This is a genomic window from Cellulophaga baltica 18, assembly GCF_000468615.2.
GTDB classification, from domain to species: Bacteria; Bacteroidota; Bacteroidia; order Flavobacteriales; family Flavobacteriaceae; genus Cellulophaga; species Cellulophaga baltica.
The window spans coordinates 1,757,806-1,777,892 of the sequence record NZ_CP009976.1; the positions used below are offsets into that span (position 1 = coordinate 1,757,806).

Below are 20,087 nucleotides of genomic sequence, written 5' to 3' on the forward strand. Positions count from 1 at the left end.
CTTAATACTTAAGTAAAATGAATAAGATAATTAAAATAATATTAATCGCACTCAGCGTCATAGGACTTGTCTTATGGGTAATGCTTGCAAGAGAATCTGAAGTTACTGTAGGTAATGGATCAATGAATTTTATGTTCATTATTACATTTATCTTACTTGCTATAGCTGTATTTGCTAGTTTGTTCTTCGGATTAAAAAATGTTTTTTCTTCACCAGAAGGCCTTAAAAGAACTCTTATTGGAGTAGGTGGTCTTATAGTAGTAGCAATTTTATCATATGTTTTCGCTAGCGGAACAGATGTTAGTATTGAAGCTATGGAGAAGAAGACTGGAATCCTTACGGATGAAAGTACTATTAAAACTATTGGTACCTTCTTAAATATGTTCTTCATATTGACGATTATTGCTGTAGGTTCAATGGTATTGCCAGGTGTGAAAAAAATGTTTAACAAATAATAAAATATAACTATGCCAAGAAGAGGAGCACCACCAGAGGTTAACGCCGGTTCTATGGCAGACATCGCTTTCTTACTGTTAATCTTTTTCCTAGTAACTACTACTATTGAAACAGATGCAGGTTTAGATCGTATGTTGCCACCTTTAGAGCCGCCTACGGAAGCACCACCAATTATTAAGGAGAAGAATATTTTTACTGTTAACATCAATAAAAATGGTCAACTTTTAGTTGAGGATGAACTGGCAGATATAAAAAGTTTGAAAGAAAAAGCTATGGCTTTTCTTGATAACGGAGGAGCTGCAAAAGGCACCGAAGAGTATTGTAACTATTGTATGGGAAAAAAAGATATTGCATCTTCTGATAACCCTAGCAAAGCTATTATTTCTTTAAAGAATGATAGAGAAACACAATACGGAGTTTATATTACAGTTCAGAATGAAATTGTAGCAGCTTATAATGAATTACGTAACAGAGAGTCTCAAAGACTTTACAAACGTAATTTCACAGATATGGAAGCAGAGTATTTGAATCCAGAAACTTCTGATGAAGCTAAAGCAGTTTTAAAGGAACGAGTAAAGAAAATACAGGAATTATTTCCTCAGAAATTCTCTGAAGCTGAAACTTCAAGTGGTAATTAATCGTAAAAGTTAAAAAGATATGTCAAAATTTAGCAAGAAAAAAGATGGTGATATCCCTGCGGTTTCAACTGCATCATTGCCAGATATCGTTTTTATGCTTCTGTTTTTCTTTATGACCGTTACGGTAATGAAAGATACTTCTGTAAAAGTTCAGAATGATCTTCCTAAAGCAAGTGAAATTAAGAAGTTAGAGAAAAAAGACCGTGTAATCACTATTTATGTTGGAGCACCAACTCAAGAATACCAAAAAGTTTTTGGTAGTGAGGCGAAAATCCAATTGAATGATAAGTTTTCTAGCCCTTCTGAAGTAGGTCCTTACATACTTCAAGAAAGAGCAAAGAAATCTGAAGATTTGCAAAATGTATTAACTACTTCGCTGAAAGTTGATAGAGAAGCAAACATGGGTATTATTTCTGATATTAAAGAAGAATTACGTAAAGTAAATGCTTTAAAGGTTAACTACACTACCTATGAAGGTATTGCTTTTGATAACCTTAGATAGTAAGATTAGTTTCTTTCAAAATTAGTATATAGGCGCTTCAAATTTATTTGAAGCGCTTTTTTTATACTCGCTGTTTATCTATCTTTAAATTATGATGAAAGAATTTTTAGTAGCGTTTTTTCTACTACCAGTTTTAGTATTGAGTCAAGAGAACTCTTTTAAATCTTCTGGAGATACAAATTACCTTGAAGACCAATTCTACCTAGGGGTCAATTATAATTTTATGCTAGAAAAGCCTCAGGACGTTTTTAAGCGTAATTTTTCCTATGGCTTACAAATTGGCCTTATTAAGGATTTGCCTTTAAATAACAGTCGTACAATTGCGTTAGGACTAGGTTTAGGCTATGCGGTCAACTCTTACTATTCTAATTTGATTGTAACTCATGAAAACGATGTAATTAGTTACTATGCAGAAAGTGATGCATCTTTGTATAAGCGTAGTAAGTTTGAGATGCATAGTATAGAAGTGCCGTTTGAATTTCGCTGGCGTAACTCAAGTCCAACAAAATACAAGTTTTTTAGAATTTACTCTGGCGTTAAATTTACCTATAATTTTAGTGCTCGCTCAAAATTAGTGACCGATGCAAGTAGAGATGGTTTTTCAAACCCAGATTTGGAGCGCTTGCAATATGGACTTACACTTAACTTTGGTTATAATACCTTTAACCTTCATTTGTATTATTCCCTTTCTGATTTTCTAATAAAAGATACACTTCTAGATACGGGTGAGGTTATAACCATTAAGCCTTTTAGAGTAGGGCTTATTTTTTATGTTCTATAGCCAATAACTCAAGGTTATAAATTGTGTAGTTACACCTAACATAAGTCCTCCAAAAATTTCTAATTTAGAATGAGTTCTAAAATAAATTCTAGAGGAAGCTATCAGTCCGCCAAACAAAATAAGCACACTAATAGATAGTGTGAGGTTAATTTCAAAATGTACACTTAAATTTATGAGGTACATGATTAAGCTTCCAATGCCTACCATGTGGATGCTGTTACTGAATTTGGCAAACAACAGCATTAAAACTGTAAAAAGCGCTATAATCAAGCCTATAAAGTAGTAATAGAGCTCTATGGTGTAGTTGTTAGGTATCACCTTATAGATAATCATGAATAATAAGATAATGCTGATGTAGATGGGGTATTTACGTTCTTTTATGGTCGGCATCGCGATAGAATTGATGACACCTATATTTCTTAAAATTAAAAAACTAATGATTGGGATTACCACCGTTAAGATAAATATAGGTAGCAGGTTTCCAACTTGCATTTCTAAAGAGGTGTATTTCCTTGTTACTTGAAAATAGACCAAACTACCATATAGCGGAATAAATACAGGGTGAAATAAGTAAGCAATGAATTTTAAAAAGGCTTTCATTTATTCGGGTGTATTATGAGAAATAGGAAGCATCATAATACTATATATGATGAATATGGAGCTTCAATAATTAGATTTCTTTTCGCATTCTAGCTACGGGAATTCCTAATTGTTCTCTGTATTTTGCTACGGTTCTACGTGCAATAGGGTAGCCTTTCTCTTTTAAAATGTCTGCTAACTTATCATCGGTAAGAGGTTTTCTCTTTTCCTCTTCGGTAATTACATTCTCAAGAATTTTTTTGATCTCTTTGGTAGAAACATCTTCTCCTTGGTCATTTTTCATGGATTCAGAGAAATAGTCTTTTATCAAACGTGTGCCGTAGGGTGTGTCTACATATTTACTATTGGCAACTCTAGAAACTGTAGAAACATCCATTTGGATGGTATCTGCAATATCTTTAAGAATCATAGGTCTTAAATTACGCTCATCACCCGTCAAAAAATATTCTTCTTGGTATTGCATAATCGTATTCATTGTAATGAATAGGGTTTGTTGGCGCTGTTTAATCGCATCTATAAACCATTTTGCGGCATCTAACTTTTGCTTAATAAATAAGACGGTATCTTTCTGTGATTTAGATTTTTCTTTAGAGTTTTTGTACCCTTCAAGCATATTATTGTACCCTCTAGATACGTGTAGCTCAGGTGCATTTCTGCCATTTAAAGTTAGTTCTAGTTCACCATCAACAATTTTAATAGAAAAATCGGGCACAATATGTTCTATCATTCGGGTGTTTCCAGAATAAGAACCTCCCGGTTTTGGGTTTAATCGTTCTATTTCAGAAATAGCTTGCCTTAACTCCTCTTCCGTGATATTGTGTTTTTGAATTAACTTTTGATAGTGTTTCTTAGTAAATTGATCGAAAGATTTTTCCAGAATAGCAATCGCCAGCTCAATACTCGCGGTTATTTCTTTACGCTTTAATTGTATGATTAAGCACTCTTCTAGCGAAGTTGCTCCAACCCCAGGAGGGTCTAGCTCTTGTACAGTTTTTAAAACTTTTTTTATGGTCTCTGCTTCCGTATATACGTTTTGCGTGAAAGCTAAATCATCTAAAATGTCGTTTATGGGTCTACGGATATACCCACTTTCATCTACGCTACCTACTAAAAATTCTGCAATGGCCCATTCATCATCACTAAGGTAAATAGTATTTAATTGATTTAATAAGTACTGGTTAAAAGAAGTTCCTGCGGCATAAGGTACCGTACGTTCTTCGTCATCGGCACTATAATTATTAGCTTGTGTTCTGTATTCCGGAATCTCATCATCACTCAGGTACTCATCAATATTAATGTCTTCGGTATTAATACTTTCGCTGTCTATTTCATCATTAAACTCATCTTCAAATTCATCCTCAAAATTATCCAACTCTTCCTTGCCGGTTTCTAAAGCCGGATTTTCCTCTAATTCTTGTTTTAAACGCTGTTCAAATGCTTGTGTAGGCAATTGAATCAGTTTCATTAACTGAATTTGCTGAGGAGAAAGCTTCTGCGATAATTTAAAAGATAAATGTTGTTTCAGCATATAAATTAATGTTCTGTAGAACTTACGATTTTATAGTAATTTTAGAATTCTGCATTTTGTGGTGTTCTAGGGAAAGGGATGACATCTCTAATGTTGCCCATGCCTGTAGCAAAAAGAACTAATCTTTCAAACCCTAATCCGAAACCACTGTGAACAGCCGTTCCAAATTTTCTAAGGTCTAAGTACCACCATAACTCTTCTTCGTCAATGCCTAGTTCTTTTATTTTGTCTAATAAAACATCTAAGCGTTCTTCACGTTGAGAGCCACCAACAATTTCACCAATGCCAGGAAATAAAATATCCATAGCTCTAACGGTTTTGCCATCATCATTTAAACGCATGTAAAACGCTTTTATTTTGGCAGGGTAGTCAAACAAAATTACAGGACACTTAAAATGCTTCTCTACAAGAAAACGCTCGTGCTCACTTTGTAAGTCTGCTCCCCATTCGTCAATAATATATTTAAACTTCTTTTTCTTATTAGGCGTACAGCTTTTAAGGATGTCTATGGCTTCCGTATAGGATACTCTTTTGAAATTGTTCTCAGAAACAAATTTCAGTTTTTCAATAAGAGCCATGTCACTGCGTTCTGCTTGTGGCTTAGATTTTTCTTCGTCCAATAAACGTTGCTCCAAAAACTTTAAATCTTCTGCGCAGTTTTCTAAGATGTAATTGATTACATCTTTAATGAAATCTTCTGCAAGATCCATGTTTGCATCTAAATCATTAAAAGCAACTTCGGGTTCAATCATCCAGAATTCAGCTAAATGCCTAGAAGTGTTAGAATTCTCTGCTCTAAAAGTAGGGCCAAATGTGTATACTTTCCCTAAAGCCATGGCATACGTTTCTGCCTCTAATTGGCCAGAAACTGTTAAGTTAGTTTCTTTGCCGAAAAAGTCTTGTTTAAAATCTATTTCTCCGGCTTCATTTAAAGGTGGTTTCTTTTGGTTTAATGTAGATACTCTAAACATTTCACCAGCACCTTCTGCATCAGAACCAGTAATTATAGGTGTATGTACATTGTAAAAACCATTATTTTGAAAATATCTATGTACTGCAAATGACAAGACAGAGCGTACTCTCATTACTGCTGCAAATGTATTGGTGCGCACGCGTAAATGTGCCTTTTCTCTTAAAAACTCTAAAGAGTGTTTTTTAGGTTGAATAGGGTAGGTATCTGGATCAGAAACACCCAATACCTCCAGTTTATTAACCTGAATTTCTACACTCTGTCCTCTTCCTTGACTTTCTACAAGTGTACCAGAAATTTCTAAAGCAGCACCAGTAGATACTTTTTTTAATAGGGCTTCATCAAAATTCTCAAAATTAACAACACATTGAATATTGTTAATTGTAGAGCCATCGTTCAAGGCAATAAATCGGTTGCTTCTAAAAGTTTTTACCCATCCTTTGACAGTAACTTCTTGTAGTGAAAGGTTTGAAGAAAGTAATTCTTTAATGCTGTATGATTTCATTTGATAATTTTGTTGCTATTCGTATGCCTTATGGTTTCTATTTTTTTTGTAAAGTAAATTAGATTACTTCAAGCTATTTCAACCAAGATTAATTTTTATTTTTAAATAACAAATATAGCCTTTTTGGTAAAAAAGGCTTTATAAGTTGAAACGATAAAATTTGTTTTTTTATTCTGATTCTTTGAAAGTATCTTCTTCTTTAGGTAAGATATCTATCTGTGGTTCTTTCAGTACCGTTTTATTCGCAATATTGCGCTCTAGAGACAATAGTAATGATGGTAGTAAGATTAAGTTAGCAAGCATTGCAAAAAGCAAGGTGGCTGAAACTAATGCTCCTAAGGCAACCGTACCTCCAAAGCTTGAAATGGTAAAGACAGAAAAACCAAAAAACAATACAATGGATGTGTAAAACATGCTTACACCTGTTTCTCGTAAAGCAGCATAGACTGATTTTTTGATTCGCCAATTATTAGCGGTTAATTCCTGGCGATACTTGGCGAGAAAGTGTATAGTGTCATCCACAGAAATACCAAAGGCAATACTGAATACTAAAATAGTAGAAGGCTTGATAGGTACTCCTACAAATCCCATTAATCCGGCAGTAATAACCAGCGGTAATAGGTTTGGTATTAAGGATATGATAATCATTTTGAAAGATCTGAATAAATACGCCATAAATAGGCCTATAAGTCCAATTGCTAATGCAAGTGACATTATTAAATTGTTTACTAGGTATTTTGTTCCTTTTAAGAAAATCAATGCGCTACCGGTCATATAAACGTTGTAGCGCTCCGCAGGGAAAATCTTATCTATATTTTCTTTCAATTTACCTTCAATAGCTTCCATTCGGACGGTTTTAACATCTTTCATGTAGGTAGTGATGCGAGCCGTTTGTCCAGTAGAATCGACAAAACTCTTTAATAAATTTCCATTACTAGAAGATTTACGAGCTATATCCATTATAAACGTATTTTCCTGCGATGTTGGGAGCTGGTAGTATTTAGGGATTCCGCTATAAAATGCTTGCTTAGAGTATTTGACTAAATCTACGGCAGAAACAGGCCTTGATAACTCTGGAATTTCATGGATGAGTCCACTTAATTCATCCATCTTTTTTAAGGTAGATGGTTTTAAAACTCCTTTTTTACGTTTGGTGTCTACGACAATTTCAACAGGCATTATTCCGTCGAATTCTTGTTCAAAAAAGCGAATATCTTGAAAGAATTCTGCTTTCTTAGGCATGTCTTCTATAGGACTTCCTGAGATATCAATTTGATAAATACCAATAATGCTGATCACCAAAAGACAAATAGAAACAATGTATACAGAAATTCGTTTTTCGCGAACAATGTTTTCCATCCAATTAACAAAAGTGTCAATCCAACGTTTATTTAAGTGCTTTAAATGCTTTGTTTTAGGAAGCGACATAAAGCTATAGACAATAGGGATAATCAGAAGAGATAGTATAAAAATACCTATGATGTTGATGGATGCTACTATACCAAATTCTTTTAAAAGCTGACTGTCTGTTACAATAAAAGTAGCAAACCCAGAAGCGGTAGTAATATTTGTCATTAACGTTGCATTCCCAATTTTGGAAATTACCCGTTGTAATGATAACGCTTGGTTTCCGTGCTTTTTTACTTCTTGCTGATACTTGTTAATCAAGAAAATACAATTTGGGATTCCGATGACAATTATTAGTGGAGGAATCAATGCGGTAAGTACGGTAATTTCATATTGCAGTAAGCCTAAAACACCAAAAGACCACATAACACCAATAATTACAACACACATAGAAATTATAGTAGCTCTAAAACTTCTAAAAAAGAAAAAGAAAATTAAAGAGGTAACTCCTAAAGCTGCTAGGATAAATTTCCCTATTTCATTGATGATACTCTGGGAATTCATGGTTCTTATGTAAGGCATCCCAGATACGTGTACATCTAAATTGGTTTCATCTTCAAAATTTTTCACCAATTGGTTTAGATCTTCTAGAATAAAATCTTTTCGGGCAGACGTGTTTACAATATCTTTATCTAGATAAACAATGGTTCTAATTGTTTTGGTCTCTTTGTTGTAAATTAAATCTTCATAGAACGGAAGGTTGTTAAACAAATGAGAGGTGAGGGTATCTATTTCTGCCTTGGTGGTAGGTGCTTTTTTGATAAAAGGTTGAAGAACAAATTGCTGTTTTACAGTGTCTTTGATTAATTCTTGGAGATTGTCTGTTGACAATACAAAATCTACCTCCGGAAATGCAGCAAGTTGTTTGCTAAACTTGTTCCACCTATTAAATTTTGAAGGGGTGAAAAGCGAAGAGTCTTTTACAGCTAAGACCATGACATTACCTTCTTCACCAAAAGTTTTTAAAAACGATTGGTATTGTACATTTACAGGATGGTGGTCTGGTAGTAGGTTTGCTTGCGAACTAGAAAATCGCATTTTATCCCATTGCAATGCCAAAAACACAGTGAGCACAGTAATAAGAATTAAAATAAGTATTCTATTTCTTAGAATAATATTTGCGGTTTTTGCCCAGAAACCTTTAGTTAATTTCGCAACCATGTTATTTTTTAAAAATTGGCTCAAAGGTAGAAAATGATTATGGGTAATCACAGAAATCTCTTAAGGGAATAACTGCTTTTCGTGCGATTTTAGGAAAATTTAAGTTTTCAAACAAAAAAAGGACAACTATGTAGTTGCCCTTTTATATTGTTTTACTGAAATACTTAAATTATACTTTCATTATTTCAGCTTCCTTTACGGCTAAAACTTCCTCTATTTTCTTAGAAAATTTATTGGTAAGCTCTTGAATGTCTGCTTCAGCATTTTTCTTTAAATCTTCAGAAGCATCATCAAGTGCTCTGATGTCTTTATTGGCTTCTTGCCTAGCATTACGGATACCAACTTTAGCATCTTCAGCTTCACTCTTTGCTTGCTTAGCTAAATCTCTTCTACGCTCTTCAGTTAATGGTGGTACGCTAATAATAACAAAATCACCATTATTCATAGGGTTGAAGCCAAGATTAGCAATCATAATTGCTTTTTCAATAGGCTGTAGCATATTTTTCTCCCATGGTTGTACCGTAATGGTACGGGCATCTGGAGTTGTTACGTTTGCAACTTGACCTAGTGGCGTTTGTGAGCCATAATAATCTACCATTACGCTAGATAACATTATTGGACTAGCTTTTCCTGCTCTAATTTTTGCAAATGCTTTTACTAAATGGTCTATAGTACCATTCATGCTTTCTTTAGTGCTGTCAAGTATAAAAGTAATTTCTTCGTTCATTTTATTTAGTTTTTTAAAATCTGCTGCATATAATATGCCACTATCTAGTTGTCAACAACAGTTCCAATATTTTCTCCAGAAAGGAGTTTTAATAAATTACCTTTCTTGTTCATGTCAAATACTACAATTGGTAATTCATTTTCTTGACTTAAAGTAAATGCTGTTGTATCCATTACTTTTAGTCCTTTAGTTAATACATCCTTGAATGTAATGGTGTCAAACTTAGTAGCGTTTTTATCCTTTTCCGGATCAGAGGTGTAAATTCCGTCTACTCTAGTTCCTTTTAGTATTACATCAGCTTCAATCTCAATAGCTCTTAAAACAGCTGCAGAATCGGTAGTAAAATAAGGGTTTCCAGTTCCTCCTCCAAAAATAACAACTCTCCCCTTTTCTAAATGGCGCATTGCTCTTCTACGGATGAATGGTTCTGCTACTTCATTTATTTGAATGGCCGATTGTAATCTAGTTTGTACGCCGCTTTCTTCAAGGGCACTTTGTAATGCTAAACCATTGATGACCGTGGCTAGCATTCCCATATGGTCCCCTTGTACGCGATCCATACCATTACTTGCTCCGGCTAATCCTCTAAAAATATTTCCTCCGCCAATAACAATAGCGACTTCAATTCCTTTGTCAATTACCTCTTTTATCTCTTCAGCATATTCTGCTAACCTTTTGGGGTCAATTCCGTATTGTCGTTCACCCATTAAGGCTTCGCCGCTTAATTTCAAAAGAATTCTTTTATACTGCATGGTTCGGATTTATTTAAACTAGTGCAAAAATAATCAAAATAATTTACGAGAATACGCCATTATTAATTAATTGCGGTCCTAATTATTTCTCAAAACTCTCTGTACTGTTATTTTATTTTAATAATCTTGTTTAATTAATAACAATTAACCGTTAGATAGTACTTAAAATGAATAGAATAAAAATGAAAAAGACAGGATATATAATAGCATTAGCGCTTTTAATGCAGGCTTGTGGGTCTTCTAAAAGTCTAGTGGCAGCAGATACTAGTGTCGTTAAGGTTAAAATAGATTTAGTTAATGTAGTAGAGGATAAAGTTCTTGTAGAGCTTAACCCAGGTGCTTTTAGCGCAGGTGAAGTCTTGTTTTTTATACCTAAAACGGTTCCTGGAACGTATAGCACGGACAATTATGGTAAATATATAGATGAATTTAAGGCGTTTGATTATAAAGGGGCCGAATTGTCTTTTTCTAAAAAAGATGACAATACGTGGGTAATCCCTGATGGGGTCAAATTAGATCGCGTATCTTATTATGTTAATGATACCTATGATACGGAAGCGGAAGTAGAGCATGCTGTTTTTTCTCCTTCAGGAACTAACATCCTTAAGGGAGAAAACTTTATGCTAAACCTTCATGGTTTTGTTGGCTACTTTAATAATTTAAAAGAAATACCTTATGAATTAGCTATAAAGCATCCTTCTGCTTTGGTGGCGGCGACTTCCTTAAAAGAAAATAATGCAAATGCGGACCCTGGTTTAGATGTTTTCTATGCAAGTCGTTATTTTGAAGTGACGGATAATCCTATTTTATATGCTAAGGCAGACATTGTTTCTTTTGAAGTAAATGGTATTACTGTGAATTTAAGTGTGTACTCCCCTAATGGCTTGTACAGTGCTTCAGATCTTGAGGATAGAATGTTCAAAATGATGTCTGCCCAAAAAACGTTTTTGGGAGCTATTAATAGTACTAAAGAATATAATATTTTATTATATCTGGCGGGTTCAGAGAACGATGCAAGTGGTTTTGGTGCTTTAGAACATCATACATCAACGGTAGTGGTCTTGCCCGAGCAAATGGACCAAGCGAGATTAGAACAGGCAATGGTTGATGTAGTGTCTCATGAGTTTTTTCATATAGTAACTCCTCTTAGTGTACATTCTGAAGAGATTCAATATTTTGATTTTAATGATCCCAAAATGTCAATGCACCTTTGGATGTATGAAGGTACAACAGAGTATTTTGCTAATCTATTTCAAATACAGCAAGGCTTAATTAGTGAAGAAGAGTTTTATGAGCGTATTATGGATAAAATAAACAACGCTAAACTTTATGATGACTCCATGTCTTTTACTGTAATGAGTCAAAATATACTGGACGACCCTTATAAAGATAATTATGCCAATGTCTATGAGAAAGGTACTTTAATTAACATGGCTCTAGATATTACCTTGAGAGAATTAAGTGGTGGCGAGAAAAGTGTTTTATGGTTGTTAAAAGAATTGTCAAAGAAGTATGGGGATGCCATTCCATTTAAAGATGAGGCACTTATCGCTGAGATTGTGTCGATGACTTATCCAGAAGTTTCAGATTTCTTCGCTACACATGTGGTAGGGGCAACGCCAATTGATTATAGCGTGTATTTGTCTAAAGTAGGTTTAGAGCTTGGTACAGTAGAAGAGCAAAGCGGCTATTTTTTAAAAGAAAATGTTCCTTATATAGATGTGGATCAAACAAAGGATAATGCGGTGTTTGTCAGAGAGGGTATTACTTTGAATAGTTTTTTTACAAGCTTAGGTTTACAAGGGGGTGATGTGTTTAAGTCTATTGATGGCACTGCAATCACGCTAGAATCAATACGTCCAATTATTGGACAAAGCTTCAGTTGGCCTGCCGATAAGATGGTTACTGTTGTTGTAGATCGTGACGGAGAGGAGTTAACCTTATCTGGTGCTGCAGGAAATCCAATGGTGACGGTTGCTAAAATCGTGTCAAAGGACAATGTAACGGATGCACAATTGAAATTAAGACAAATTTGGATGAAGGGCTAGTTCGTCTCACGTATAATTTAACACAAAAAAAAGGAGCGCTATTGCGCTCCTTTTTTTTGTGTTGTCTAAGGTGTAGTTGTTTATGTTGTAGGTATATTTTTCATTTGTAATGATGAGGATAGTTATTTATTTTCTTTATGTGTGGTTACATAGGCTGGGCTATTACGCTTCACATCAATTATAGCATATGGAATAGGTCGTAGTGCTTTTAATTTAATTTTTTAAGGATTCGTTTCCTATCGGATTTGAATATATCTCTATTTATTTTCGGTGTCATAATGCGTAATTAAGTTGGTGCTAATTGGAGTAGGCTATGCAGCCCAGCTATTAATATTCAATCCACCTTTTATTATTTCAATTCTGAGAATATGAATTCCTTTTTCTACGGCTATGTTACTTAAGTATAAATTTTAAAATGTTTGATAGCCGCCAGTATTCGGGATATTCGCAGTGCTAAAAATGCTTTTTCTGAGCTATTTTAATAGTTTAGTTGGCCGTTATCCTTATCGAAGCTTTGGGGGTAATAAATCCTAGTGCTGTTGTTGGGAGTCTTTTAGATAGCTGAGTTGTGAGATGATGTTAGTTTTTTAAGATCTATTCTGCCTCTGCTGTAGTAGTTGGGTTTCTATTTACTTTCGCAGTCTTTTAGTTTCTTAAAATGAAGACATAAAAAAAGGGTCACAAATTAATTTGTGACCCTTTTTAAGTATGTATGATAAGAATATTACCCTAGAGTAACACGCTTAAATGAAGTTACTGCTAAACCATCTTGTGCAGATGATACATAAGTTGCAACATTTACTTTTTCATCTTTAATGAAGTTTTGATCTAATAGGCATTGCTCTTGATCAAGAGTAGTGTTGTCAGAAACAAAACGCTCCATTTTACCAGGAAGAATTTTATCCCATATTTTTTCTGGCTTACCTTCAGCTTTCAATTCCGCTTTAGCAGCTTCTTCAGCATTTGCTAAAACTTCAGGAGTTAACTGACTCATAGAGATGAATTGAGGAACGTTTTTAAGTGTTTTACCTAATCTACCTAATTCTTCATTATCTTTTTCTATAACTGCGATTCTAGCTTCTGTTTCTGCAGCAACAAAAGAAGGATCAAAATCTTTGTAAGATAGCGTAGTTGCACCCATTGAAGCAATTTGCATAGCAACATCTTTACCTACTTCTTCGTTTTTAGAAGTTAAACCTACTAAGGCAGCAATTTTGTTAATATGTACATAGCTACCTACGTAAGGAGCTTCTAATTTTTCAAAAGCAGTGATATCTAATTTTTCACCAATTACACCAGTTTGTTCAACTAGTTTCTCAGCTACAGTCATTCCACCAAAATCTGATGCTAAAAATTCTTCTTTAGAATCAAAGTTTATAGCTTTATCTGCAAGTTGATTAGCCAATGCAATAAAGTTTTCGTTTTTACCAACGAAATCAGTTTCACAACCTAATACGATAGCAACACCAGCAGTACTGTCAGCGTTAACTTTAGCGATAGCAGCACCTTCAGTATTTTCTCTGTCAGCTCTTTTAGCAGCAACTTTTTGACCTTTCTTACGTAGAACGTCAATAGCTTTGTCAAAATCCCCTTCAGCTTCAACTAAAGCGTTTTTGCAGTCCATCATTCCAGCTCCAGTAGCTTGTCTTAACTTATTTACTTCTGCGGCGGTAATTTTAGCCATTTTATATATGATTTTAAAAACTAGGCTAAAACTAAAACTTTATAAGGATTAGTTCTAGCCGATAGTGTTAATTAAAAATTTTATTTATACTAGGATAATGTTAAGAGGTTTTGATTTACTCAATACCACCTTTAACATTGTCTTGCCATTCTTTTAATTCATCCCATTTACCGTCAGCAGCCATTTGAGCTTGCTTTGGCCATGATGCAGGATTTTTAGAAGCAAATTTAGAACCAGCAGCAGTTAAAACTACATTTAATTCTTCTTCTGTTTTTCCAGCTAAATCACTGAATGAATTGATTCCAGCAGTTTGGAAGATTTCATTAATTTTTGGGCCGATACCTTCAACTTTTGTCAAATCATCAACAGCTTCAGTTTTAGCTTCAGCTTTTACTTCTGTTGCAGGTTCAGCAGCTTTTTTTGCTTTTGGAGCAGCTTTAGCTTCTTCACCTTCTTTTCCAGATTGTTTTTCTGATTTACGCTCAGATAAACCTTCAGCAATTGCCTCAGTTACATGAGTTAAAATAGCTTCAATAGATTTAGAAGCATCATCATTAGAAGGAATGATATAATCCAATAATCTTGGGTCAGAGTTTGTATCTGCCATAGCAAAGATTGGAATGTTTAATTTGATAGCTTCTTTTACGGCGATGTGCTCACGCATTGTGTCAACAATAAATAAAGCGCCTGGTAAACGTGTCATTTCAGAGATAGAACCTAAGTTCTTTTCTAATTTTGCACGTAAACGATCAACTTGTAAACGTTCTTTTTTGGATAAAGTTAAAAAAGTACCATCTTTTTTCATTCTATCAATATGAGCCATTTTCTTAACAGCTTTACGGATAGTAACAAAGTTTGTTAACATACCACCTGGCCATCTTTCAGTGATGTAAGGCATGTTTACATTAGAGACTTTTTCAGAAACTATGTCTTTTGCTTGTTTTTTGGTAGCTACGAAAAGTATTTTTCTACCTGATGCTGCTATTTTTTTAAGAGCTTCATTAGCTTCTTCTAATTTTGCAGCAGTTTTGTAAAGATTAATTACGTGGATACCATTACGTTCCATGTAAATGTATGGAGCCATGTTTGGGTTCCATTTTCTTGTTAGGTGACCAAAGTGTACACCTGCTTCTAGTAAGTCTTTTACTACGATTTTTTTTGCCATTTTTTTGTACTTAGTTTACGTTCTGTTGAATTAGCAATACTAAAGTGGCACGATTCTTTGTGGCCTCTAATATTTAGATGCTAAACTAGTTTCCAAAAGCTGTTATACTCTTGGACAACAACAACTTGATTTTAAAATTTAACCCTGAAAAAATATTTTTCAGGGTTTTCAATGAACTTTTGTATAAACTGAATAAACAGTTTAAAATATATCTCTTTACGATTAACGTTTCGAGAATTGGAATTTTTTACGTGCTTTCTTCTGACCGAATTTCTTACGTTCAACCATTCTTGGATCTCTTGTCAATAAACCTTCTGGTTTAAGGATCAATCTGTTTTCAGGATCAATTTCGCACATAGCTCTAGATAAAGCTAAACGAATTGCTTCTGCTTGACCAGTGATACCACCTCCAAATACATTTACAGTTACATCGTAAGTGTCTTCAACATTTGTTAATGAGAAAGCTTGTTTTACTTTGTATTGTAAAGTAGCAGTAGGGAAGTATACCTCTAATTCTTTTTTGTTAACGGTGATTTTACCGCTTCCTTCTGAAAGATAGATACGTGCAACAGCAGTTTTTCTTCTTCCTATTTTGTGAATTACGTCCATTATATAAGGTCGTTTAAATTAATTACGGTTGGTTTCTGAGCTTCTTGACCGTGTTGAGCTCCTTCATAAACCTTAAGGTTACGAAAGATTGCAGCACCTAATTTGTTCTTAGGTAACATTCCTTTTACAGAACGCTCTACAATGCTTACAGGGTTTTTAGCCATTGCCTCTTTCGCTGTTTGAAATCTTTGACCTCCTGGGTATCCAGTGTGGCGTACGTAGGTTTTGCTTTCCCACTTGTTACCAGTCAAATTAATCTTTTCAGCATTTATAACAACAACGTTGTCTCCACAATCTACGTGTGGTGTAAAGCTAGGCTTGTATTTTCCTCTTAGTAATTTTGCAACTTTTGAAGCAAAACGACCTAATGTCTCTCCTTCTGCATCAACTAACACCCATTGCTTATCAACAGTTGCTTTGTTCGCGGAAATTGTTTTGTAACTTAATGTGTCCACAGTACTTTTTTATTTATTAAACACTTAAATCCCGTTTAATGGGGTGCAAATGTACAATTATTAACTTGAATAACAAATGGTTGTTTCTAAATAATTTATTTATTTTTTCAACGACCCTGTTTTTCCCTTTTGTTTTTATCCCGTTTTCTGTCAGAATAAAATATTTTTATACGCTATTTTCTAATGTGCTTCTAGCCAGTTCTGTCCTACGCCAACTTCAACGTCTAATGGTACTTCTAGCGTATAAGCATTTTCCATTTCAGCTTTTATTAGCGACTTAATCTCCTCTAATTCTGGCTTATAAACATCAAAGACCAATTCATCATGTACTTGTAACAACATATTTGTCTTATAATTGCCTTCTTTAAGTTTATTGTAGATATTAATCATTGCAATTTTGATTATATCTGCGGCACTTCCTTGAATTGGGGCATTTACTGCATTTCGTTCAGCGGCACCTCTAACTATGGCGTTACTACCATTAATGTCTTTTAAATACCTTCTTCTACCTAATACTGTTTGTACATATCCATGGTCTCTTGCAAAATCTACGAGACCACTCATATAGTTTTTTAATTTTGGATAGGTTTTGTAATAGGTATCTATGAGTTCTTTGGCTTCTGCTCTAGATAAATCTGTTTGATTGCTCAATCCGAAGGCTGAAACACCGTAGATAATTCCAAAATTAACTGTTTTGGCATTGCTACGTTGTTCTCTTGTTACTTCGTCTAAAGGTACATTAAATACTTTTGAAGCGGTAGAGGCATGAATGTCTTCTCCATTTTTAAATGCTTCAATCATCGTAGTTTCTTCGCTCAGCGCGGCTATAATTCTGAGTTCTATTTGAGAATAATCTGCAGCAACTAGTACATAGTCTTCATTTCTAGGTACAAATGCTTTACGTACTTGTCTCCCACGTTCCGTTCTAATAGGAATATTCTGTAGGTTTGGATTGTTACTACTTAAACGGCCTGTAGCAGCTACTGTTTGCATATAATCTGTATGTACTCTACCTGTGCTTTCCTCTACCTGTGATGGTAATGCGTCTACGTAGGTACTCTTTAATTTGGCTAAACCTCTATAAGATAAAACGTTTTCAATAATCTTATGGTCTTTTGCTAGGTATGATAACACATCTTCTGCGGTAGAATATTGACCTGTTTTTGTCTTTTTAGGCTTCGCAACCAGCTTTAATTTGTCAAAAAGAATATCGCCCAATTGTTTTGGTGATGCAATATTGAATTCTTCTCCAGCTTCTTCAAAAATGGCTGTTTCTAGATTTTTAATATCATTATCTAGGTCTTCAGCTAAGGAGTTCAAGAATTTTGTATCTAAATTAATACCCTCTAATTCCATGGCTGCAAGAACATGTAAAAGTGGAATTTCAATAGTATCAAATAATTCCTGAGTTTTAGCTTCTTCTAGTTCTGGCTTAAATTGTTGGGCTAGTTGGTAGGTAATGTCAGCATCTTCTGCTGCGTATTCTGTTTGATCCTTTAGGGGAACATCACGCATGCTAAGTTGATTCTTACCTTTTTTTCCAATCAATTCTGTTATGGATACAGGGGTGTAGTTTAGGTATGTTTCTGCTAAAACATCCATATTATGACGCATATCTGGATTAATCAGGTAATGTGCTAACATGGTGTCAAAACATTTTCCTTTTACTTTAATCTCGTATTTGTCTAAAACTTTGATATCATACTTTAGATTCTGGCCTATTTTTTCAATAGACTCATCTTCAAAAAATGGACGCAGTTGTTCTATGAGTTCCTGTGCTTCCGTTCTATCGGCAGGGAAAGGAAGGTAAAAGCCCTTTGAGGCTTCCCAAGAAAAAGCAATACCAACTAATTCTGCAGTCAGTGGGTTTAAGCCCGTTGTCTCTGTATCAAAGCATACTGAAGTTTGTTTGGATAGATTTTGAAGAAAAAGCTTCATAGCCATTCCTGGTGCAACACTTTGGTATACATGAGAAATGTCTTTGATTGTCTTTCTGGAAGAATAATCTTCTACAGTTTCTGAGGCGGTGCTTGGGTCGCCACCAAATAATGAAAATTGGCCAACGCCAGCTTCTTTTGTTTGTGCTTTAGGTTTGCTGATCTCTTCTTCAGAGCTGGTAGTTTCTCCTTCAGGCGTAAATAGTTTTAAGAATTGGTCCTTTAATCGTCTAAATTCTAATTCTTCAAATAATACTTGAACTTTTTCGGCATCAGGCATGGTTAATTCATAATCTGTCGCATTAAAAGTAACATCGCAAGTAATACATATGGTAGCAAGCTTTTTTGATAAAAGTCCTAATTCTGCATTCTCTTTTACTTTCTCTTTCATTTTACCTTTTAGCTGATCAGTATTAGCTAAAAGATTTTCCATAGAACCAAATTGTTCTATAAATTTTTTGGCAGTTTTGTCTCCAACGCCAGGCAAACCAGGAATGTTGTCACTGGCATCGCCCATCATACCTAGGTAGTCAATAACTTGCTCTGGGCGTTCCACGCCAAAACGTTTTTGAATTTCAGGAATCCCCCAAATTTCTATACCATTACCCATACGTGCTGGGCGGTACATAAAAATATTCTCAGATACCAGCTGGCCAAAATCCTTATCGGGAGTTACCATGAATACTTTGTAATCTTCTTTTTCTGCTTGCTTGGCAAGGGTACCAATAATATCATCTGCTTCCCAGCCTTCTAAAACAACAACGGGAATATGCATTGCTTTTAAAATATCTTGAATATAAGGAATGGCAATACGTATAGCATCTGGTGTGGCGTCACGATTAGCTTTGTATTCCGGAAATAACTCGGTGCGCTCTGCGCTTCCGCCTTTATCAAAGCATACGGCTAAATGATCGGGTTTTTCACGTCTAATAACATCAAGCAGTGAATTCATAAACCCCATTATGGCAGATGTATCCATGCCTTTAGAGTTTATTCTAGGGTTTTTTATTAAAGCATAATAACCACGAAATATCAATGCATATGCATCTAGTAGAAAGAGTCTTTTTTGTTCTGCCATTTTATTTTTCAATTCGAGAATTTCAAAACTACGAAGATTATCCAATTCAATTTATTAATTTATCCTTTAATATAAGATTCGGGGATATTATTTACATGCCCAGCTTCAGAATAGGTTCTGTAGCTAAATCCGGGTTGAATGCAATAGCTTCCTGTTTCTCCTTTTTTATTTATCGCTATAAATCCGATTTGAAAGTTAAGCTTGTCTTTGTTTTTGGCAATAATTCTTCGAACACCCTCTTCGCAGGCTTCCTGGGGAGATTTGCCTTGTCGCATAAGTTCTACGATTAAAAAACTGCCAACAGTGCGTACTACTTCTTCACCAACTCCTGTGGCTGTTGCGCCTCCTACTTCATTATCTATAAAAAGGCCAGCGCCAATAATGGGAGAGTCGCCAACCCGTCCTGCAATTTTGTAAGCCATACCGCTGGTGGTGCACGCGCCAGAAATAGCCCCTTTGCTATCAATAGCAAGCATTCCAATGGTATCATGATTTTCTATATTTACAATGGGTTTATAGTGTGAAGTTTTTTTCCACGTCAACCATTCTTGTTTAGATTTTTCGGTAAGTAAGTGCGCTTTTTTAAAGCCTTTTTCATAAGCGAATTTTTCGGCCCCTTTTCCTGCAAGCATTACATGTGGCGTATCTTCCATTACTTTTCGGGCTACGGAAATAGGGTGCATTATGTTTTCCATGCAAAGTACTGCGCCGCAATTTCCTTCAGAATCCATAATACAGGCATCTAAAGTTACGGTGCCATCACGATCTGGTCTTCCGCCTTTACCAACGGATTGATTGTTTTCATCAGCCTCTTCTATCATAACTCCTTGTTCTACGGCATCTAAAGAGCTGCCTCCGTTTACTAAAACTTCCCAGGCTTTTGCAGTGGCATTTTCTACATTCCAAGTTGCAATTACAATGGGCTTTATGTTTTTATTGGCTGAATTTAATATTGGATCTTCTTCTTCTTTATAGGAGGCAATTAAAGGAGCTGAAATTAATCCAGCGGTGGCAATCGTCGATTTTTTAAGAAATTTTCTTCTTTGCATACTATGGTCTTGTTGGTTACTTTAGAGTTTTAAAT

17 protein-coding genes are annotated in these 20,087 nt (G+C 34.9%); 5 read left to right on the forward strand and 12 right to left on the reverse strand.

Going from position 1 to position 20,087, the window contains the following annotated elements:
* Positions 1-17: 17 nt before the first annotated feature.
* The 4 genes from M666_RS07480 (at position 18) to M666_RS07495 (ending at position 2,377) form a co-directional block, all read left to right on the forward strand.
* Positions 18-455 (forward strand): hypothetical protein, encoded by a 438-nt coding sequence (locus tag M666_RS07480; protein ID WP_024481895.1) that lies wholly within the window; start codon positions 18-20, stop codon positions 453-455.
* 12 nt (positions 456-467) lie between these two features.
* Positions 468-1,094, forward strand: coding sequence for an ExbD/TolR family protein (locus tag M666_RS07485; protein ID WP_024481894.1), 627 nt, complete (start codon positions 468-470; stop codon positions 1,092-1,094).
* Positions 1,095-1,113: 19 nt separating this feature from the next.
* Positions 1,114-1,596, forward strand: coding sequence for an ExbD/TolR family protein (locus M666_RS07490; protein WP_024481893.1), 483 nt, complete (start codon positions 1,114-1,116; stop codon positions 1,594-1,596).
* A gap of 91 nt (positions 1,597-1,687) precedes the next feature.
* Positions 1,688-2,377, forward strand: coding sequence for a porin family protein (locus tag M666_RS07495; protein ID WP_052206647.1), 690 nt, complete (start codon positions 1,688-1,690; stop codon positions 2,375-2,377).
* Here M666_RS07495 and M666_RS07500 read toward each other — a convergent pair.
* From M666_RS07500 to pyrH, 6 genes are all read right to left on the reverse strand, one after another.
* A complete protein-coding gene (locus tag M666_RS07500; RefSeq protein WP_024481891.1) occupies positions 2,372-2,977 on the reverse strand; it encodes a hypothetical protein in 606 nt (201 codons plus the stop codon). The two genes, M666_RS07495 and M666_RS07500, sit on opposite strands and share 6 nt — an antisense overlap.
* Positions 2,978-3,047: 70 nt before the next feature.
* Positions 3,048-4,505, reverse strand: coding sequence for an RNA polymerase factor sigma-54 (gene rpoN / locus M666_RS07505; RefSeq protein WP_024481890.1), 1,458 nt, complete (start codon positions 4,503-4,505; stop codon positions 3,048-3,050).
* A 41-nt stretch (positions 4,506-4,546) separates the two neighbouring features.
* Complete coding sequence (gene asnS / locus M666_RS07510; RefSeq protein ID WP_025615953.1) at positions 4,547-5,980, reverse strand: asparagine--tRNA ligase; 1,434 nt, start codon at positions 5,978-5,980, stop codon at positions 4,547-4,549.
* A gap of 168 nt (positions 5,981-6,148) precedes the next feature.
* Positions 6,149-8,548 (reverse strand): efflux RND transporter permease subunit, encoded by a 2,400-nt coding sequence (locus tag M666_RS07515; RefSeq protein WP_025615952.1) that lies wholly within the window; start codon positions 8,546-8,548, stop codon positions 6,149-6,151.
* Between the two features lie 169 nt (positions 8,549-8,717).
* Positions 8,718-9,275 carry a ribosome recycling factor gene (gene frr / locus M666_RS07520; RefSeq protein ID WP_024481887.1) on the reverse strand — a complete coding sequence of 186 codons (558 nt, stop codon included), beginning with the start codon at positions 9,273-9,275 and terminating at the stop codon, positions 8,718-8,720.
* 44 nt (positions 9,276-9,319) lie between these two features.
* The gene (pyrH, locus tag M666_RS07525) at positions 9,320-10,027 is read right to left on the reverse strand and encodes a UMP kinase (protein ID WP_025615951.1); all 708 of its coding nucleotides are present in this window, start codon (positions 10,025-10,027) and stop codon (positions 9,320-9,322) included.
* Between the two features lie 182 nt (positions 10,028-10,209).
* Here pyrH and M666_RS07530 point away from each other — a divergent pair, with 182 nt between their 5' ends.
* Positions 10,210-12,075 (forward strand): M61 family metallopeptidase, encoded by a 1,866-nt coding sequence (locus M666_RS07530; RefSeq protein WP_029447151.1) that lies wholly within the window; start codon positions 10,210-10,212, stop codon positions 12,073-12,075.
* Between the two features lie 724 nt (positions 12,076-12,799).
* Here the strand turns inward: M666_RS07530 and tsf are convergent.
* The 6 genes from tsf to M666_RS07560 form a co-directional block, all read right to left on the reverse strand.
* Positions 12,800-13,759 carry a translation elongation factor Ts gene (tsf, locus tag M666_RS07535; RefSeq protein WP_025615949.1) on the reverse strand — a complete coding sequence of 320 codons (960 nt, stop codon included), beginning with the start codon at positions 13,757-13,759 and terminating at the stop codon, positions 12,800-12,802.
* Positions 13,760-13,874: 115 nt separating this feature from the next.
* The gene (gene rpsB, locus M666_RS07540; protein ID WP_024481883.1) at positions 13,875-14,924 is read right to left on the reverse strand and encodes a 30S ribosomal protein S2; all 1,050 of its coding nucleotides are present in this window, start codon (positions 14,922-14,924) and stop codon (positions 13,875-13,877) included.
* 222 nt (positions 14,925-15,146) lie between these two features.
* Entirely contained in the window at positions 15,147-15,533 is a 387-nt protein-coding gene (gene rpsI / locus M666_RS07545; RefSeq protein ID WP_024481882.1) for a 30S ribosomal protein S9, read from the reverse strand.
* Complete coding sequence (gene rplM / locus M666_RS07550; RefSeq protein WP_024481881.1) at positions 15,533-15,988, reverse strand: 50S ribosomal protein L13; 456 nt, start codon at positions 15,986-15,988, stop codon at positions 15,533-15,535. The genes rpsI and rplM overlap by 1 nt, the downstream gene beginning before the upstream one ends.
* 180 nt (positions 15,989-16,168) lie before the next feature.
* Positions 16,169-19,003 (reverse strand): DNA polymerase I, encoded by a 2,835-nt coding sequence (gene polA / locus M666_RS07555; RefSeq protein WP_029447150.1) that lies wholly within the window; start codon positions 19,001-19,003, stop codon positions 16,169-16,171.
* A gap of 59 nt (positions 19,004-19,062) precedes the next feature.
* A complete protein-coding gene (locus tag M666_RS07560; protein WP_029447149.1) occupies positions 19,063-20,052 on the reverse strand; it encodes an isoaspartyl peptidase/L-asparaginase family protein in 990 nt (329 codons plus the stop codon).
* Positions 20,053-20,087 lie beyond the last annotated feature (35 nt).

Excerpts from the sequence above, each read along its gene's own strand:
- M666_RS07480 (WP_024481895.1), top strand. The coding sequence starts at position 18 with ATGAATAAGATAATTAAAATAATATTAATCGCACTCAGCGTCATAGGA.
- M666_RS07485 (WP_024481894.1), top strand. The coding sequence starts at position 468 with ATGCCAAGAAGAGGAGCACCACCAGAGGTTAACGCCGGTTCTATGGCA.
- M666_RS07490 (WP_024481893.1), top strand. The coding sequence starts at position 1,114 with ATGTCAAAATTTAGCAAGAAAAAAGATGGTGATATCCCTGCGGTTTCA.
- M666_RS07495 (WP_052206647.1), top strand. The coding sequence starts at position 1,688 with ATGATGAAAGAATTTTTAGTAGCGTTTTTTCTACTACCAGTTTTAGTA.
- M666_RS07500 (WP_024481891.1), bottom strand. The coding sequence starts at position 2,977 with ATGAAAGCCTTTTTAAAATTCATTGCTTACTTATTTCACCCTGTATTT.
- rpoN (WP_024481890.1), bottom strand. The coding sequence starts at position 4,505 with ATGCTGAAACAACATTTATCTTTTAAATTATCGCAGAAGCTTTCTCCT.
- asnS (WP_025615953.1), bottom strand. The coding sequence starts at position 5,980 with ATGAAATCATACAGCATTAAAGAATTACTTTCTTCAAACCTTTCACTA.
- M666_RS07515 (WP_025615952.1), bottom strand. The coding sequence starts at position 8,548 with ATGGTTGCGAAATTAACTAAAGGTTTCTGGGCAAAAACCGCAAATATT.
- frr (WP_024481887.1), bottom strand. The coding sequence starts at position 9,275 with ATGAACGAAGAAATTACTTTTATACTTGACAGCACTAAAGAAAGCATG.
- pyrH (WP_025615951.1), bottom strand. The coding sequence starts at position 10,027 with ATGCAGTATAAAAGAATTCTTTTGAAATTAAGCGGCGAAGCCTTAATG.
- M666_RS07530 (WP_029447151.1), top strand. The coding sequence starts at position 10,210 with ATGAAAAAGACAGGATATATAATAGCATTAGCGCTTTTAATGCAGGCT.
- tsf (WP_025615949.1), bottom strand. The coding sequence starts at position 13,759 with ATGGCTAAAATTACCGCCGCAGAAGTAAATAAGTTAAGACAAGCTACT.
- rpsB (WP_024481883.1), bottom strand. The coding sequence starts at position 14,924 with ATGGCAAAAAAAATCGTAGTAAAAGACTTACTAGAAGCAGGTGTACAC.
- rpsI (WP_024481882.1), bottom strand. The coding sequence starts at position 15,533 with ATGGACGTAATTCACAAAATAGGAAGAAGAAAAACTGCTGTTGCACGT.
- polA (WP_029447150.1), bottom strand. The coding sequence starts at position 19,003 with ATGGCAGAACAAAAAAGACTCTTTCTACTAGATGCATATGCATTGATA.
- M666_RS07560 (WP_029447149.1), bottom strand. The coding sequence starts at position 20,052 with ATGCAAAGAAGAAAATTTCTTAAAAAATCGACGATTGCCACCGCTGGA.